Origin of the sequence: Mesobacillus sp. MER 48 (assembly GCF_023714225.1) — a bacterium.
Classification (GTDB): Bacteria; Bacillota; Bacilli; order Bacillales; family Cytobacillaceae; genus Mesobacillus; species Mesobacillus oceanisediminis_A.
This window is the reverse complement of record NZ_JAMAUR010000005.1, coordinates 251,707-268,400: the sequence shown is the minus strand read 5'-3', so window position 1 is coordinate 268,400 and position 16,694 is coordinate 251,707. Positions and strand designations below refer to the sequence as shown.

General features: G+C 45.0%; 13 protein-coding genes and 1 riboswitch. Of the genes, 7 read left to right on the top strand and 6 right to left on the bottom strand.

Annotation, left to right across the window (positions count from 1 at the left end; genetic code table 11):
• The first annotated feature begins 61 nt into the window (after nt 1-61).
• A complete protein-coding gene (locus M3593_RS18010) occupies nt 62-889 on the top strand; it encodes an alpha/beta fold hydrolase (RefSeq protein ID WP_251665128.1) in 828 nt (275 codons plus the stop codon).
• Nucleotides 890-899: 10 nt separating this feature from the next.
• Here the strand turns inward: M3593_RS18010 and M3593_RS24380 are convergent, their stop codons facing one another.
• The 3 genes from M3593_RS24380 to M3593_RS17995 all read right to left on the bottom strand — a co-directional run bounded on the left by M3593_RS24380 (nt 900) and on the right by M3593_RS17995 (nt 4,829).
• The gene (locus tag M3593_RS24380) at nt 900-1,070 is read right to left on the bottom strand and encodes a hypothetical protein (RefSeq protein ID WP_186326672.1); all 171 of its coding nucleotides are present in this window, start codon (nt 1,068-1,070) and stop codon (nt 900-902) included.
• Between the two features lie 275 nt (nt 1,071-1,345).
• Entirely contained in the window at nt 1,346-3,073 is a 1,728-nt protein-coding gene (locus tag M3593_RS18000) for a methyl-accepting chemotaxis protein (RefSeq protein ID WP_144475328.1), read from the bottom strand.
• 154 nt (nt 3,074-3,227) lie between these two features.
• Complete coding sequence (locus tag M3593_RS17995) at nt 3,228-4,829, bottom strand: amidohydrolase (RefSeq protein ID WP_483308927.1); 1,602 nt, start codon at nt 4,827-4,829, stop codon at nt 3,228-3,230.
• A 151-nt stretch (nt 4,830-4,980) separates the two neighbouring features.
• Nucleotides 4,981-5,159: riboswitch (Lysine riboswitch) on the bottom strand.
• Nucleotides 5,160-5,268: 109 nt separating this feature from the next.
• Here M3593_RS17995 and M3593_RS17990 point away from each other — a divergent pair.
• From M3593_RS17990 to M3593_RS17970, 5 genes are all read left to right on the top strand, one after another.
• Entirely contained in the window at nt 5,269-6,174 is a 906-nt protein-coding gene (locus tag M3593_RS17990; RefSeq protein ID WP_251543335.1) for a nuclease-related domain-containing protein, read from the top strand.
• Between the two features lie 562 nt (nt 6,175-6,736).
• A complete protein-coding gene (locus tag M3593_RS17985) occupies nt 6,737-7,465 on the top strand; it encodes a GntR family transcriptional regulator (protein ID WP_144475330.1) in 729 nt (242 codons plus the stop codon).
• Nucleotides 7,458-8,993: a gluconokinase gene (gntK, locus tag M3593_RS17980; RefSeq protein ID WP_251543338.1), complete on the top strand. Its 1,536-nt coding sequence runs from the start codon at nt 7,458-7,460 to the stop codon at nt 8,991-8,993. Before M3593_RS17985 ends, gntK begins: the two co-directional genes overlap by 8 nt.
• Nucleotides 8,994-9,113: 120 nt before the next feature.
• Nucleotides 9,114-10,460 (top strand): GntP family permease, encoded by a 1,347-nt coding sequence (locus M3593_RS17975; RefSeq protein ID WP_144475332.1) that lies wholly within the window; start codon nt 9,114-9,116, stop codon nt 10,458-10,460.
• Between the two features lie 167 nt (nt 10,461-10,627).
• Nucleotides 10,628-11,023 (top strand): VOC family protein, encoded by a 396-nt coding sequence (locus M3593_RS17970; RefSeq protein WP_144475556.1) that lies wholly within the window; start codon nt 10,628-10,630, stop codon nt 11,021-11,023.
• A 207-nt stretch (nt 11,024-11,230) separates the two neighbouring features.
• Here M3593_RS17970 and M3593_RS17965 read toward each other — a convergent pair whose 3' ends face one another.
• Entirely contained in the window at nt 11,231-13,408 is a 2,178-nt protein-coding gene (locus M3593_RS17965; protein ID WP_251543340.1) for a beta-propeller domain-containing protein, read from the bottom strand.
• Between the two features lie 188 nt (nt 13,409-13,596).
• Between M3593_RS17965 and M3593_RS17960 the strand changes: the two genes are divergently transcribed.
• On the top strand, nt 13,597-14,739 hold the full coding sequence (locus M3593_RS17960) for a PP2C family protein-serine/threonine phosphatase (RefSeq protein ID WP_144475334.1): 1,143 nt from the start codon (nt 13,597-13,599) through the stop codon (nt 14,737-14,739).
• A gap of 79 nt (nt 14,740-14,818) precedes the next feature.
• On the opposite strand, the gene M3593_RS17955 is transcribed toward M3593_RS17960, so the two are convergent.
• Both M3593_RS17955 and M3593_RS17950 read right to left on the bottom strand, forming a co-directional pair.
• Complete coding sequence (locus M3593_RS17955; protein WP_144475335.1) at nt 14,819-15,730, bottom strand: hypothetical protein; 912 nt, start codon at nt 15,728-15,730, stop codon at nt 14,819-14,821.
• A 121-nt stretch (nt 15,731-15,851) separates the two neighbouring features.
• Complete coding sequence (locus M3593_RS17950) at nt 15,852-16,658, bottom strand: CheR family methyltransferase (RefSeq protein ID WP_144475336.1); 807 nt, start codon at nt 16,656-16,658, stop codon at nt 15,852-15,854.
• Nucleotides 16,659-16,694: the final 36 nt, after the last annotated feature.

The following is a 16,694-nucleotide window of genomic DNA, read 5'->3' as shown; positions in this document are numbered from 1 at the left end:
TGGTACCTGCCGTTATTTTTGCCTTAATCGTTTACTGACAGCGCTATCAAGGGTATTATTAATGAACACACCTAGAACGACTAAGGAGAATCTGATGCTGGATTACAAGTTATATAAGGGCCGCGGCTCGGAGTATATTGTGCTGCTGCACGGGATTGGCGGGAACTCGAACATTTTTTACAAACAGTTGAAACCTTTCCTGAAAAAATATCATATTGTTGCGATCCATATGCCTGGCCATGGAAAATCACCAGACATAGACTCGTATAAAGATGGGTTTTCCTTTGACGTTATTGTCCGGGAAATCCTGCGCACCCTTGATCATCTCTCGATTCGAAAAGCGCATTTTGTCGGGATTTCGCTGGGTTCGATCATCGTCCATCATCTTCTGCAGACACGCCCGGATCGAGTCAGGTCCGCCGTTCTGGGAGGCGCCATCACCAGGTTCAACCTGTTCGCAAAATCTTTGATCAAATTGGCAGGGATAATTAAGGACTTCATCCCTTTTATGTGGCTGTACCGCATTCTGGCCCTGGTTTTGATGCCGAAGGACAACCATAAAGATTCGCGCCGTTTTTTCATCCAGGAGGCATATAAGATGAAGCGGAAAAACTTCCTCGCCTGGTATCATCTTGCCGGTGATGTCAAAGCCACCTACAGCAAGGTCCAGGAAAAAAGTGAGGATGTCCCAAAGCTCTATATATCAGGGGCCGAGGACCATATGTTTGTCCGCGAATTAACCGAGGACCTCCGCAGCGATAAAAGCTCGGAGCTGGTCATCCTTGAACAATGCGGACATGTCTGCAATATCGAGAAGGCCGATGATTTCAACGAGCTATCCCTCGAATTCATGGACAAGCATCAGGTTAAGAAAGCGTATATCAGTTAATGAGAAAAGCTCAAGTCCTCGAAATATAAAAAGGGAGCAGGCCAGGCGGCTTGCTCCCTTTTGGTTGCTTTTTAGTAATAAAATCCAGGCCCACAGCATGGGTACATCGGATATCCGTAACCATAGCCATAACCACCATAAAACGGCCGCGGGTAAAATAAAGCGCCTCCCAATAATCCACCAGCCAAACCACCTAAAAACGGTAATCCAAATCCCCACCTCTGGTCCTGCATTCGATAAGGATGTCTGTATGCGTACATACGGCTTACCTCCCTCTTCTCTATTTTGTATCCACTACCTTTATATGCATTTATCACGGTTTTGGCTTGGGCGAATACCTGTAAGGGAGACTGTTTCTTATCTGTATTCATGAGTTGCCACTCTGAACAAATGCACTTTTTTACTAAAAAAAGAAGAGCATGAGATTCTCCAATCCCATGCTCTTCACTAGACATATTAAACCTTAAATTTTGCTACCATTTCCCTCAAGCTCTCTGCCAGCCTCGCGAGTGAAGCGGAAGATGAGGATACCTCTTCCATGGAGGCAAGCTGCTCTTCCGTGGCCGAAGCGATTTCCGCCGTGCTTGCGACGGAGCCGCGGGCAATTTTTGTTACCTCCTCGATCGAAGCATTCACCTGCATGACGCTTGCCGACATTTCTTCAGAAATCGCGGAGACCTCCTGGATTTCCGAGCTGACATTCTCAATCGATTTTAAAATCTCATCGAATATCCGGCCTGTATCCTCAACCAATGATGTTCCTTCGGAAATTTCAGCTGCCCCTTTATTCATCATCTCGACGACCTGATGGGTTTCTTTTTGGATGACTTCAATCAAGCTGGAAATCTGGCTGGCAGACTGCCTTGAAAGTTCAGCCAGCTTCCTGACTTCATCTGCGACAACAGCAAACCCTTTTCCGTGCTCGCCTGCTCTTGCTGCTTCAATGGCGGCGTTGAGCGCCAGTAAATTCGTCTGGTCAGCGATGCCTGTAATGACCTCGATGATTTTGCCGATTTCAGCCGATTTTCGGTCCAGATCCTTGATGACAGAATTTGTTTCACTCGTTGTATGGTTGATTGTTTTCATCTTTTCAATGACTTTTTCCAGAGAATCATGGCCAAGTGTTGCCTGTTTCGTCGTATCAACCGCAGACTCTGCAACTGTGGAAGTCGTAACCGCGACACGCTGGATGGCACTAGACATCTCTCCTACTGCCTTCGCGCTTTCCTCTGTATTCTTGCTTTGTAGCTCTGCACCGCCGGCGACTTCCTGGATGGCTGTCGCCACCTGGTTCGTGGCAGAATTCGTCTGGTCCGCACTAGCCATCATCTCCTCAGCTGATGCCGCAACCTGCTCGGAAGTGCTGCTCACCTGAAAAATGATATTCCTTAAATTTGTTGCCATCTCATTGAAATCAGTTGCTAATTGCCCGATTTCATCTGTATTCTTCACATTGATTTTTTCAATGGCCAGATTTCCGTCAGCTAATTGCTTTGCTGCCTGAGAGACAAGCTGGACAGGTTTTGAAATCATTCTGCTAATATATGTAGCAATCACAGTCCCAATGACAAATGCCGCCACAGAGAGCGCGATGATGAGCAAGGCTACCTTCTGGACATTTCCGGAAAGGGTTTCACTCGTTGTATTCAGGGCATCTTGCTGGTACTTAATCGCATCTTCGGCTGCTGAATTCAAGCTAAAGATAAGCTTATTTCCTTTTTCCTGCATTAAAAGCCTTACCTTTACCGTTTGTTCATCCCGGATGAGAGTAAAGGCTTCTGAAGCGACATCATAATATTGCGCCTCAGCCGCGACCAGATTCTCTCCCACTTTCTTCTCTTCAGCGGATTTTGCTGAGCTCAAGTACTTCTTTGAGCTCTTAGCAAAATCCTCTACCGCTCCTTCAAATTCGATCAGGCTCTCACCATCACTATTTGCCATGTATTTTTGAAGCGCAAGCTGCTCCCGCATGACGGCATCCTTCATTTCGACAATCAAATTCAGCTTCCCCATCCGGTCTTCAATCGACGTAGAATACTGACTATTCATCTTGTTAAATTCGAAATTCGTGATGATTGCCACGACTGCCAACAAAGCCAAAACCGAAAAAAAGCCCGCCAATAACTTGGCCCGAACACCAAACTTCATCTGTGGTTTTCTCGCAAAACTCTTCCTGAATTTCATTTTCCGCTCTCCCGTCCAGCAATATAGTCAATTACCGTTTCTCTTCATATTAATTATTTCGGTTCGATTTCAGAAAATTTTAGGACTTTAGCCATAAAACTAAAAAGAACGGAACTCCTACTTTCGAATGGAAGCAGAAGAACCGTTCCTATGCTTATGAGAGACTGCGATATTTGATTTCCCCGCCGATGATTGTCATATCGATGTTCATGGATAATAATTCGTCTGGATCGGCCATTTCAAATGGGTTGGATGAATACACAGTCATATCCGCAAATTTCCCTCGGGCGATTGTGCCTTTTACCGTCTCTTCATTTGTTGGATAGGCTCCGAGTTCGGTGAACAGGCGGAATGCATCGAACATTGATAATTTTTGCTCAGGTACATAACCCTCGTGGTTTTCACCCGGCTTTTTGCGTGTCACTGCCGCATGGATTCCGAGAATCGGGTCGACCGGTTCTACTGGAGCATCTGATCCGCCAGCGCAAATCACGCCAGCTTCCATCAAGGTTTTCCATGCGTAGGAAAGCTTGATCCGTTTTTCGCCAAGTCGTTCCTGGACCCATGGGAAGTCACTCGCAAGGAAACGCGGCTGAATGTCGGCAATCCTGCTAGGTGCCTTGAGACGTGGAATTAATTCCTCTCTTAAAACCTGTGCATGGATCAAACGGTCGCGATAGGCTGCAGCCGGGAACTTGTCCAGCACATCAAGGACATTTTCCAGTGCCTGGTCACCAATCGTATGGACTGCAATCGGCATGTCCAGATCACGCGCCCCTTTTACGATTTCATATAGCTGTTCCTGGTCATACATCGCATCGCCGTAGTGTCCCGGCGCATCGCTATATGGTTCTGTCAGGAGCGCCGTTCTCCTACCAAACGCTCCATCGGCAAAAATTTTCACAGCGCCGATTCGCAGTGTATCATTCCCGTATCCAGTGTACATTCCCGCTTCTTTTAAGTCTGGTAAAAATTCATGGTTGATCAGGAGATTGCTGCGCAAACCAAGCTGCTCTCCATTTAACAGCTCATTGAAAAGATTCCATGTCTGCTCCAATCCGCCGAGATACAGCGGATCATTCGTATGCACGCTTGTTAGCCCCTTGCTGATCGCAAATTGCATCGTCTGGCGCATCGCTTTCTTCCAATCTTGGTAGGAGCGCTCTGGAATATAATGTCTGACGAGATTTGCCGCTGACTCCAGGAACAATCCAGTCGGCTGCTTCGTGTTTTCATCCAGTACGATTGTGCCCCCTTCTGGAACACTCATGCCCGGATGATAGCCGCTCACCTCAAGCGCCTTGCTATTGACTAGCGTCGCATGCAAACACGTTCTTGTTAAAAATAGCGGGTTTGCCGGCGCGACATAATCCAGCTCTGTAATTGTCGGAATCCCTCCGTCGGTAAAAAGGTTCTCGTCCCAGCTTGAGCCGACAATCCATTCGCCCGGCTTAAGCTGGTTTGCTTTTTCCTGTATTTTTTTTAGCATCCCCTGCTTGGTTGTGATCCCGACAAAGTCTAGGTTGATAAAACTATCTGCCATGATCGATAGGTGAAGATGGCTGTCGATCAGGCCAGGGGTGGCTGTTTTCCCTTCGAGGTCGATAATTTGTGCCTGGCTGCCCCAATGCAGCACCATATCCGCAGAAGTTCCCATATCGATGAACCGGCCATTTTCAATGACCACAGCCTGAACAATTGGGTTAAGTGAATTGAATGTATAGATGGTGCCATTTTTGTAGATGGTTCTCAAGATGATTCTCTCCTTTTTGGTAAAATGAAAGCCAGGAGAGGCACATGCCCGGGAGTGGAGTTTAATAGAAGGAATGGAGGAAAAGCTCTTGTCTATAAAAAGCAACGGCAGAAATAACCGGTCATTGCTTTTACAATACACGTTATCTCCCATTTCGATCAGTAGTTCTCCATGCGCCAATTCAAGCATGACAGTCTGCTCCTTTTTCAGAAAGCATCCCAGCAGTAACCAGTCTGACCCTGGCCACGCTTCGGCAAACAACCCTTCCAGCCACCATCATTGATTGTCTATCTCCGATGGCCTACTCTTGTTGTTCGCTCCTCTACCTCACCGATCTGATAAGATCATATGAAATTAGCTTAATAGTATCATAAATGCCCCAGAATGTTCACTGATTTTTATTTTGGATTCTTTTAAAATGAAGGAAGAAAGGAAGTGGAAAATGATCGTTAAAGAACGGACCAAACCAGAAGAATTAGAGATTTTACAAGCGTTGAAGCCCCGGATGGAGCTGGAAGAGAAAGTGGCATTGAACTTGTTCACGCTGGAGAAGGGCTATGAAGGCGAAGTGCAATTTGACCATTGGTTCACGAACTGCCGAGTGGAGAGTCTGATTATCAACGACCTTTTACTGGAAGTGAATGGCACCCTCTTTCAAATCGATTCCCTCGTGATTACCCAGGATCGGCTCCACCTTTTCGAAGTGAAAAATTTAGAAGGAGACTACTATTTAGATGGAGACAAATTTAAAACCGCCGCCGGTGCTGAAACCAAAAACCCCCTCCACCAGCTAAGCCGTGCCGAATCCCTGCTAAAACAACTGCTGAAGAATCTAGGATTCTACATCCCTCTCGAACCACACCTCGTGTTCATCAACCCGGAATTCACCCTTCTGCAAGCACCACTGAAATCACCCATTATTTTGCCAACCCAACTGAACCGATTTATGGATAGGATGAACAGAACCTCCTCAAAACTAACAAACAAACATACCAAACTCGCCGAGGCCCTCTTGTCCTTGCATATTAAGAAATCACCGTTTACCAGAGTGCCAGGGTACGAATTTGATGGGTTGAGGAAAGGGGTTGTTTGTGAGGGGTGTGGGGGGTTTTTGGATTCATTGGGACAAAAAAGATTTGTATGCAGTCACTGTGGGGCACGTGACTCTATTGAATCCCTTGTTTTACAAACGTTAAAAAGTTTTCAAATACTGTTTCCCGATCGAAGAGTAACCACAACCATCATATATGATTGGAGCAACGGAGACCTACCAAGGAAATCTATTAGAAGAGTTTTAAAAAACAATCTATCAGCCAACGGCGAATGCAAATCTACTTATTACGAGTAATAATTTCTACACGGACTTTAGCCAAGGGGAAGTTTTATCTCCTCTTGGCAATTTATTTGACCCGTTTCCCTTTTTCTTTCCTTAACCGGTCATATATCTCATCTTTATGTGACCGGTTTTTCTCTTACTTCCCCTAACTGGGCACATATCTCTTCTTTATTTGACCGGTTTTTCTCTTACCTCCCTTAACCGGTCACATATCTCTTCTTTATTTGACCGGTTTTTCTCTTACCTCCCTTAACCGGTCACATAACTCTTCTTTATTTGACCGGTTTTTCTCCTACTTCCCTTAACCGGGCACATAACTCTTCTTTATTTGACCGGTTTTTCTCCTACTTCCCTTAACCGGGCACATATCTCTTCTTTATTTGAACGGTTTTTCTCTTACTTCCCTTAACCGTGCACATTTTTTCTTCTTTATTTAATTCCACCTCCTTTTCTATCGAGAATGAAACCAAACTAATTTGGCAAAATAATCACAGTAGAAAACGCTTGCAATTTCTAAAATTCGTTTTATAATACTTGTATACAAGTATACTTGATTAACCAGGAAGGTGAGGAAATGACTGAAAAAAATGAATTTCTTTATCCTCAAAAATGGCTTTCGAAGGCGTCGACCGGTGATCGTGTCGCGAGTGAGCTGCGGATGCAGATTATTTCGGGATTGATTGAAAGCGGTGCCACCCTTTCGGAAAACAAATTAGCTGCGGACTTTGGGGTCAGCCGCTCACCCATTCGTGAAGCGCTGAAAATCCTCGCGGCTGAAAACTTGATTCGGCTGGAAAGAATGGGCGCTATAGTCATTGGCTTGACCGAAAAGGATGTTGAGGAGATTTATGACGTCCGCTTATTGATTGAATCATTTGTTTTTGAACGACTGATAAAAATAGATACTTCAAATCTTGTAACTGAGTTGAGCAAAATCCTCGAAATGATGAAAATCGCCATCAAGTACAAGGACGCTGACGAGTTCAGCCTCCAGGATGTGCTCTTCCATGAGACGATCATTAGGGCCATCAATCATTCCCATATCAGAATGATCTGGGATAACACGAAACCGGTTATGGAAGCGTTCATTCTTTTATCGATGCGCGCAAGGATCGAAGAAAAGTACGAAGATTTCGATCGCATCCTCGAAAATCACGAGCTTTATATTGAAGCCATCAAAACGAAGAATCGCGAACTTATGATTAAATCCTTACACCAAAATTTTGATGATGTTCAAGGTAAAGTTGAGGACCTTTGGATATCGCAGCAGACGCTTTCCAAGGGAGTTGAAAAAAATGACTGAGTATATGCTGGGAGTCGATATCGGCACCACAAGTACCAAGGCTGTTCTATTCAGTGAAAAAGGTGAAGTCATCCTGCAGGAGAACGTTGGCTACCCTCTTTATACACCGGATATTTCAACAGCCGAGCAAGACCCGGAAGAAATATATATGGCAGTCCTGACGGCCGTCACAAAAATTATGAAGCACCATAAGCAAAAAAAGCTGGCGTTCATCTCATTCAGCAGCGCGATGCACAGTGTCATCGCTATTGATGAAAATGATGAGCCGCTTACGCCATGCATTACCTGGGCGGATAACCGCAGTGAAGCATGGGCACACAAAATCAAAGCTGAGCTGAACGGGCATGAAATTTACAAGCGGACAGGAACGCCAATCCATCCGATGTCGCCGTTAAGCAAGATCACCTGGATCGTGAACGAGCGTCCCGATATTGCTGCAAAAACGAAAAAATACATCGGCATCAAGGAATTCATTTTTAAAAAGTTCTTTGACCAGTATGTGGTGGACCACTCGCTTGCATCGGCAATGGGGATGATGAATCTCAAAAAGCTTGATTGGGATGAAGAGGCCCTTCAAATTGCCGGAATCACCAGAAACCAATTATCCGAGCTTGTATCGACAACAAAGGTTTTCACAGGCATTAATCCTGAAATTGCGAAGCAACTTGGTATTGACCCGCAAACTCCTTTTGTCATCGGCGCAAGTGACGGTGTTCTTTCCAACCTCGGAGTGAATGCGATTGGCAAAGGTGAGATCGCGGTGACGATTGGGACAAGCGGTGCGATCCGCACAATCATCGACCAGCCGCAAACCGATGAAAAAGGCAGGATTTTCTGTTACGCCTTGACCGAAAACCACTGGGTGATTGGCGGGCCTGTTAATAATGGCGGGATGGTCTTTCGCTGGATCAGGGATGAGTTCGCTGCATCCGAAGTCGAGACGGCAAAACGCCTGGGAATCGACCCTTACAATGTGTTAACGAAGATCGCTGAGCGTGTAAGGCCTGGATCAGAGGGATTGCTGTTCCACCCATACCTCGCCGGCGAACGTGCTCCATTATGGAATCCTGATGTGCGCGGCTCCTTCTTTGGACTTACGATGTCCCATAAAAAAGAGCACATGATCCGTGCTGCATTAGAAGGAGTTATTTTCAATCTATATACAGTATTTTTAGCTCTAACTGAAGCGATGGAGAGCCCGGTTACAAGAATCCAGGCTACCGGCGGTTTCGCAAGGTCCGATGTCTGGCGCCAGATGATGTCTGACATTTTCGACCTTGAGGTGGTCGTGCCTGAAAGCTATGAAAGCTCATGCCTTGGCGCTTGCATCCTCGGACTTTATGCCACTGGAAAAATCGATTCCTTTGAAGTGGCTTCCGAGATGATCGGCAGCACTCACAAGCATACGCCAGATGAAGAGGCAGCAAAGGAATACAGGCAGCTCGTACCAATTTTCATCAGCTTATCTCGTGCATTGGAGCAAGATTATTCAAGAATTGCAAACTACCAAAGAAGCTTGATTAAATAAGGGGACGTCTGCTCCCCTTTCCAAAATGGCAGCGCTTTATTTTAGCAAAACCGGCTTTTTCACAAAGGGAACACCCCGCTTCATGCGGGTAATATATATACATTTAGGGGGGAAATTACAATGCCATTGGTTATTGTAGCAATTGGAATTTTAGCATTATTATTATTGATCATGGGTTTTAAGCTCAACACATTCATTTCCTTGATTATCGTTTCATTTGGTGTTGCTCTTGCATTGGGAATGCCGCTTGAAGAAATCGTAAAGACAATCGAAGCTGGTTTAGGCGGAACGCTTGGTCACCTGGCACTGATTTTTGGTCTTGGTGCTATGCTTGGTAAATTGATCGCAGATTCCGGTGGTGCCCAGCGAATCGCGATGACGCTTGTGAATAAGTTTGGTGAAAAGAACATTCAGTGGGCAGTTGTTGCTGCTTCATTCATTATCGGTGTTGCTCTATTTTTCGAAGTAGGTTTAGTACTATTGATTCCAATCGTGTTCGCGATTTCAAGAGAATTAAAGATTTCGATTTTATATCTTGGTATTCCAATGACTGCCGCTTTATCTGTTACACACGGCTTCCTGCCGCCTCACCCAGGACCAACAGTTATTGCTGGTGAATATGGCGCAAACATTGGTGAAGTATTGCTTTACGGCTTTATCATTGCGATTCCAACTGTCATTCTGGCAGGTCCAGTATTCACGAAAATCGCTAAAAAACTAGTACCAGAATCTTTTAACAAGACAGGAAACATCGCTTCACTAGGCGAACAAAAGACATTCAAGCTAGAAGAAACACCTGGTTTCGGCATCAGCGTTTTCACTGCATTATTGCCAGTCATTTTGATGTCCATCGCAACAATCATTTCTTTACTGCAAAAAACAATGGGATTCGAGAGCAATGGCTTCCTCGCTGCAATCCAGTTCATCGGTGACGCAGGAACAGCCATGCTGCTCTCCCTGTTAGTAGCGATTTACACAATGGGGATTGCCAGGAACATCCCTATTAAAACAGTGATGGATTCTTGTACAACAGCCATCTCTCACATCGGTATGATGCTCTTGATCATTGGTGGAGGCGGCGCTTTCAAGCAAGTTTTGATCAATGGCGGTGTTGGTGACTATGTAGCAGAACTGTTCAAAGGCACTTCACTTTCACCTATCCTGCTTGCCTGGATCATTGCAGCCATCCTGCGTATCTCACTTGGATCCGCAACGGTTGCTGCTTTAACAACAGCTGGTCTTGTGATTCCACTACTTGGCCAGACAGACGTGAACCTGGCCCTGGTCGTACTTGCAACAGGAGCAGGAAGCTTGATCGCGTCACACGTAAACGACGCTGGCTTTTGGATGTTCAAAGAATACTTCGGTCTTAGCATGAAAGAAACATTCGCAACGTGGACACTATTAGAAACAATCATTTCCGTTGCTGGATTAGGATTTATCCTTCTGCTTAGCCTGTTTGTATAAAAAATTTAGGTCAGCCCTTTCCCAGGGGCTGGCCTTTTAATATTTCTACAACTAAAGTCTGAGTAAAATTCCTGCTTCTCTCTGAATCTCTTTAGCTGCCCTTATTGTAAAATAAACCTATAAAATAAATTGAGGTGCTAACAGTGAAAAAAATTTGGTCAAAAAAAATGCCTGCTGTCCAATTCCGGATTGCCCGGCCAACAGATCAATTAGAAAAAGTAGTTGAATTTTACCGCGATGGACTTGGACTTGAAGTCGTTGGGGGATTTGAAAAACATGATGGGTATGATGGCGTCATGCTTGGTCTGCCAGATTTCAGCTATCACCTGGAATTCACTCAGCATGAAAACGGCAGCCCTTGCCCTGCTCCAACCGAAGACAATCTATTCGTCTTCTACATTCCCGATAAGGAAGCCCGCGACACCATCGCCAAGCGGCTGCATGAGATGGGCTATCCGGAAGTCGAGCCGGAAAACCCTTATTGGAAAAAGGCCGGTGTGACGATTGCCGATCCGGATGGCTGGAGGATTGTCCTGCAGAATTCAGCTGGATTGGGGAATTAAAAGCTAGAAAGGCTCTCCTGCGTAGGGTGCAAGAAAGACTCTTCTGCGTTGGATACAAAATGACTCTTCTGTATTGAGTGCTAGAAAGGCTCTCCTGCGCAAGGTGCTAGATTGGCTCTTCTTCGTTGGATGCCAAAAAGGCTCTTTTGCGCTTGGTGCAAAAGAGCCTTCTCTATGGGTGTTAGCTAAATGAAACCGGCTTGCTAGTTAAAACTCCAGTTCCCCAACCTTTTCATAGCTGCCGATTTTATGACTCGTAATCTTCTCTGCTGAAACGGCGTAAAGTGTGTCCCCGATATAAAGCAGGCGCTGGATCTGGTGTTCCCAGTCTTCGTAATACGGCATGTCGCCGTTAATATGGGTAACTTTTGACTTCAGCTTGAACCCAGTCGCTGGATTGATACTATAAACATAGGCTCCCTGATACTCAAAGATTTGTTCGTATTCGCTCTTGTCGCTGTTCTGGTAAACGGAGATCGGGAAGGCAAAAATGTCTTTGTCTTTACTGAACAGCAAAGCTTTATGGTCATCATTCAACGGTGAGTACGTGCCCCGGCCGCCAATCACCTCAGTGAATTTCTCTTTCGGGTTGCTCATATCGCTGACATCGAATAGCGAAATCTTGACGCCATTGGTCAGGATCCGCGGCTGCGAGAAGCCTTTTTCAGAGACGATTTTCGTATCCTGGCCAAATCCGATGATATGGTTTTCATCATATGGATGCAGGTAATTACTGAAGCCTGGGATTTTCAATTCACCCAGCACTTTCGGATTGGCAGGGTCGCTTGCATCGAATACGAACAGCGGATCGGTTTCTTTAAACGTAACCATATAAATACGGTCACCCATGAACCTGGCGGAATAGATTCTCTCCCCTCGCGCCAGTTCCTCGATCTTCCCGGTCTCCTTCAAGTTTTTATCAAGAATATAGAGCTGGTTGGAGGATGGCCGCTTCTCATCCCAGGCATAGCCCTTTGTTGTCACGACACGGAAATAACCGTTATGCTCATCCATCGAGAACTGGTTCAGCACAGTTCCCGGTACGGTGGCGGAGCTGTGATATTTGACCTCCACGCCTTTAATCGCAAACTTATGGACATCGGTGTCTGGCGCAAGGACTCCGCGCTCTTTGTAATCCATATCGCCGTAATTTTCAACAGCTAGATAGAGGTTATCCTTCGACATATACAGCTGGTTGCCGCTGCCAAGATAGGCCGTCATGGCGACTTCCTTTTTCGGCTGGTCGAGATCAAGCGCGGCAATCATGGTATAGTTCGGCTGACGGGATTCTGGAAAATAATGAATATCGTCATACGTAATTGTTTTTTCCTCTGAACCTAAAACTGTATCGGTGAATTTCGGCCGGATATCAATCTTCCGGTTCCCCTTTAACAGCCAATAATCCGGGTAATGCTGCGTGACGAGATAGACAAGGTTCTCCACCTTCCTTGCCGATACATATGAACCTTCAACCTTGACTTCACGAATCTGTTTCGGATCAGCAGGATTTTTCACATCATAGACAATGATTGCCGTTGTCTGCATCATCGGGGCAATCAGCGAATCTTTGGCGGCATCTTCATATGACTTGTGGATATCATTGTACTGATACCCGATGACCACCAGCTGATCATCCTGCAGGAACAACTGGTTCGGTGAAAAATTCTGATCATAGCGGATTGTCGATAAAACCTTCATCTGGGCGCCAGGTACCGCCTGGATGACTCGCACTTTATCATACTCAGCCTGAAAAATGCTCTTCCCATCAGTTTTGACGATATCTGCTTCATCAACGCCCTGGACCTGGACATTCGTTTCGGATACTTCCCCGCCTCCTGCCGACTTATCCGCCGCTAATGATTCCTCTGACGCTTTATCTTCACTAGACTTGAAGGAATCCTTCACTCCGCCAAACCAGCCACGTTCCTTCTTTTCTTCATCAAGGATTTTTTCAAAATAACCCGCCAGATTTTCCTGTGTGCCGACAGTCGGAAGTGTTTCTTTTACAACAAACTTCCACGACTGGGCAGAATTCAGCTCCCTACCCAGTGCAGATTTAATTCCCTTTTTAAAATGAACGGTATATTCCTTTGCTTTAGGATCATACCCGTTTTCCGGCGGATGGATGTAAACGGATTTCCGGTCGTCCCCCAGCTCGATCCTCGTGTCGAGCTTTTCACCTTGATCATTTGTGATATAAATCAAGTTCGAGTCGAGACTTTTTTCAGAAATCTTATCAGAAAATTGCAGCTGCCAGACCTTGTTCGGCAACACCACATGCTCCTCTTCCCATGCATTCACCACTTTGAACTGGGACAGTGAATAAAAAGCCACTAATGCAAGTGAAACCAGTACTAAACCACCCAGAAACCACCATTTTTTCATCTCTTTTCAGCCCCCTTGTAAAAAATTAGACGGGGATTGATTCCAGGTGTTTCATTTTTTTCCAAAATAATTCTGATAGAGATGTAAGAAAAAATCAGTTTCTGAAGTTTGCTGCTTAAAAAAAGGTTTAGCCAGGTGGTAAAATAGGTATATAAGTATGTTGAATTTGTTTTGGAGAGGGATTACATATGAGTATTCTGATCGTCGATGATAATGAAGCGAATTTATTTGTCATTGAAAAGTTATTGAACCGGGCCGGTTACAAAGATCATCTTTCGTTCACGTCGGCTCATGATTTATTCGGCTATCTTGAATCGGATCATCCTTATATCATCGCTGAACAGGTGAATGTGATCCTCATGGATATCATGATGCCTGAAGTGGATGGAATCGAAGCATGCCGGCGCCTTCAGGAGAATCCCCATTTAAAGGATATTCCGGTTATCTTCGTCACCGCCCTTGAAGATACGGACAAGGTTGTGGAGGCGTTGGATGCCGGCGGAATGGATTATCTAATGAAGCCAATCAAGAAAACAGAACTGCTAGCCCGAATCAGGGTCGCACTAAGGCTGAAATATGAAAAAGATTGGCACAAAAAGCAGGAAGAGAAAATTGTCAACGAGCTTGAACTTTCGATGCAGGTCCAGACCAGTCTGCTCAGCGAGCCTGTCGAGGAGGATAACCTTCTGATAAAAGCCTCCTATTTGCCGGCGTACAAGCTGGCCGGAGATCTTTATTACTGGCACAGAATCGACGAACATCGATATGCTGTCATCCAGCTGGATATGATGGGACACGGAATATCCTCTTCACTCGTATGCATGTTCATCTCATCTGTGCTCCGCGATGCAATCCGCTCGAATCCCGACCCCGAGTATGTGATTGGTGAACTGAACAAATGGATGAACTCCTTAAACCTACATAATCAAAAAATCCCTTATTATTTTACTGCGATTTACCTGACGCTCGATACCGAGCAGCGTAAAATTGAGTACATCAATGCTGGCCACCCAACAGCGCACGCCATGATCGACGGTAACCATATTGAGGAACTGAAGAGCAATACATGTGCGGTCGGATTTTTCCCTGAAATACATACAAACAAGACGACTATCTTCTACTCTGATTCCCTGCAGCTTCTCATCTGTACAGATGGCGTCCATGAAGCCATCGACAAATACGAGCAAGCAGGCACTGAATTCCTGAAAAACATCACCATGAAGCTTATGGATGAGGCAAGGAACAAAGAACCTCTTGATCTGATTCTGACACCGGAACAGAAGGAAGCTGGATCAGATGATATGTGCACCGTGCTGATTCAGGCGAGATAATAGAAGAGATAAAAAAGCAGCGTGAATTTTCCACGCTGCTTTCTCCAATTTCATTTTGCACAAACCAATGTAATTCTCTCTAGTAATCATCTTCTATTTCCGAGATGTCAAATAAAAAAACGGCCGAGTCGACACTTTGAAAGCTTTCATGAGTGATAATCCCTTGTTCATCTCTCTCTTCGCCGGTTTTCTCCAACGCAAAGCTTGATATGGAATATCCCTCGACCGGAAGCTCTTCATCCTCTAATTCTTGTATTTCCCCTTCCAAAACAGTCATGTTAGCAAGGTCTTCTGTCGCATAACCCTCCCGATCCCCTGAACTTCGGATAATATAGGATGAATAGCTTCCCTTCGCCTCAGTAATTTCTTTTATATTTAATCCATCCAGAATTTCAAAGAAGCGCCAGGCCACAACCAACCGATCATATTGAAGCCATGAATCGGCCTCACTATGCCTAACTTGATACCTGCTCTTGTCAGTATCATATTGAATTTTATAGAGGTCAAAATGGCTGTCATTTTGTATTGCGAGCTGCCATCGTAAATTTATTATTCTGCTATCCTTGCCATATTCTACTTCAAAATCCTCAAGTTTCCAATCCTTCTCCTCTAGTCCTATCTCATGAATAATCCGCTCATTTTCATGTTTGAAATCTATTTCATACACGGAGCCAAGTTCACTGTCGATGGATTTTGGCAGGCTTACCAATTGGTTATCCGCAAAAGGCAAAATCCAAAAGGTCAGGATAAAAGCGAACACTCCAAGATAAGCAGCCATCTGTTTTGCACGGATATTCACTCTTGGGCGAAAGAACAATAAATACACAAAAAAACCGAGCGGCAATGAAACCTCATTTAAAGTAAGATTCAATGAACCCAGTATAAAGTATCCGATAATTTTAGGCAGGAAATTAGCCTCCTCCTCAACCTTTTTACGCACTAAATATAGGATACTGACAACGAAGAGAACGGTATAAACACCTGATGCCATTTTGACCTCCACCCCAATCATGAAAAAGAACGATTTGGTTTTTCCTTAATTTTACTAAAATCAGCCCCATTAAAACACAAAAAGCAGTGGACTTTTTTTAATCCACTGCCTTTATGCTTAGTTATTTTTTTCGGTATAGTTTCTCCCTCGAATTGAAGGCTTCCAAAAAGCCAAGTTCCGGCCTGACGGTTTCCTTTGTTCCGAGACCGAGAAAGCCTCTTGGACTTAGGCTTTCATCAAAAAGCTGGAATACCTGCTTCTGCAGCTCCAGATTGAAGTAAATCAGGACATTGCGGCAAATGATGAGATGGAACTCGTTAAAGGAACCATCGGTCACCAGATTATGCTGGGCAAATACGATGTTCTTTTTCAAGGAATGCTTCAGGCGGGCGAATTCGCTATCCGCATCGTAATACTCAGAGAACGATTTGTTCCCGCCAGCCATGATGTAATTTTTCGTATAGGATTGCATTTTATGCAATGGCATTGTCCCTGATTCAGCCTTCGCGAGAACAGTTTCGTTCATGTCTGTCGCATAAATTTTTGTCCGATCAGCAAGGCCCTCCTCCTCGATTAAAATCGCCATTGAATAGGCTTCTTCCCCGGTCGAACAGCCAGCATGCCAGATCCGGATCTCCGGCAGCTCCCTCAAAAGCGGAACCACTTCTTCGCGCAATGCTTTGAAAAAAGAAGGATCCCGGAACATTTCAGTGACATTGATTGAAAAGTCCTTGAGTATCTCATCCAAAACCCGCTCATTATGGATGATTTTTTCGGTCAGGCTTGTGATGCTGGACAATTTTTCAGCATTCATTCTTGCAGTCGTTCTCCTCATGATCGAAGAGCGCATATAATTCCTGAAGTCATAGCCGGACAGGCGATAGATCGCCAACAAAAGCAATTCCAGTTCTAATTCTTCGTTTTTCACCTTTCAACCCTCTGCTTTCATCCTGATGGCTCCCAG

Coding starts and splice junctions, on each gene's coding strand:
- M3593_RS18010 (WP_251665128.1), top strand. CDS start 62: ATGAACACACCTAGAACGACTAAGGAGAATCTGATGCTGGATTACAAG.
- M3593_RS18000 (WP_144475328.1), bottom strand. CDS start 3,073: ATGAAATTCAGGAAGAGTTTTGCGAGAAAACCACAGATGAAGTTTGGT.
- M3593_RS17990 (WP_251543335.1), top strand. CDS start 5,269: ATGATCGTTAAAGAACGGACCAAACCAGAAGAATTAGAGATTTTACAA.
- M3593_RS17985 (WP_144475330.1), top strand. CDS start 6,737: ATGACTGAAAAAAATGAATTTCTTTATCCTCAAAAATGGCTTTCGAAG.
- gntK (WP_251543338.1), top strand. CDS start 7,458: ATGACTGAGTATATGCTGGGAGTCGATATCGGCACCACAAGTACCAAG.
- M3593_RS17975 (WP_144475332.1), top strand. CDS start 9,114: ATGCCATTGGTTATTGTAGCAATTGGAATTTTAGCATTATTATTATTG.
- M3593_RS17970 (WP_144475556.1), top strand. CDS start 10,628: ATGCCTGCTGTCCAATTCCGGATTGCCCGGCCAACAGATCAATTAGAA.
- M3593_RS17965 (WP_251543340.1), bottom strand. CDS start 13,408: ATGAAAAAATGGTGGTTTCTGGGTGGTTTAGTACTGGTTTCACTTGCA.
- M3593_RS17960 (WP_144475334.1), top strand. CDS start 13,597: ATGAGTATTCTGATCGTCGATGATAATGAAGCGAATTTATTTGTCATT.
- M3593_RS17955 (WP_144475335.1), bottom strand. CDS start 15,730: ATGGCATCAGGTGTTTATACCGTTCTCTTCGTTGTCAGTATCCTATAT.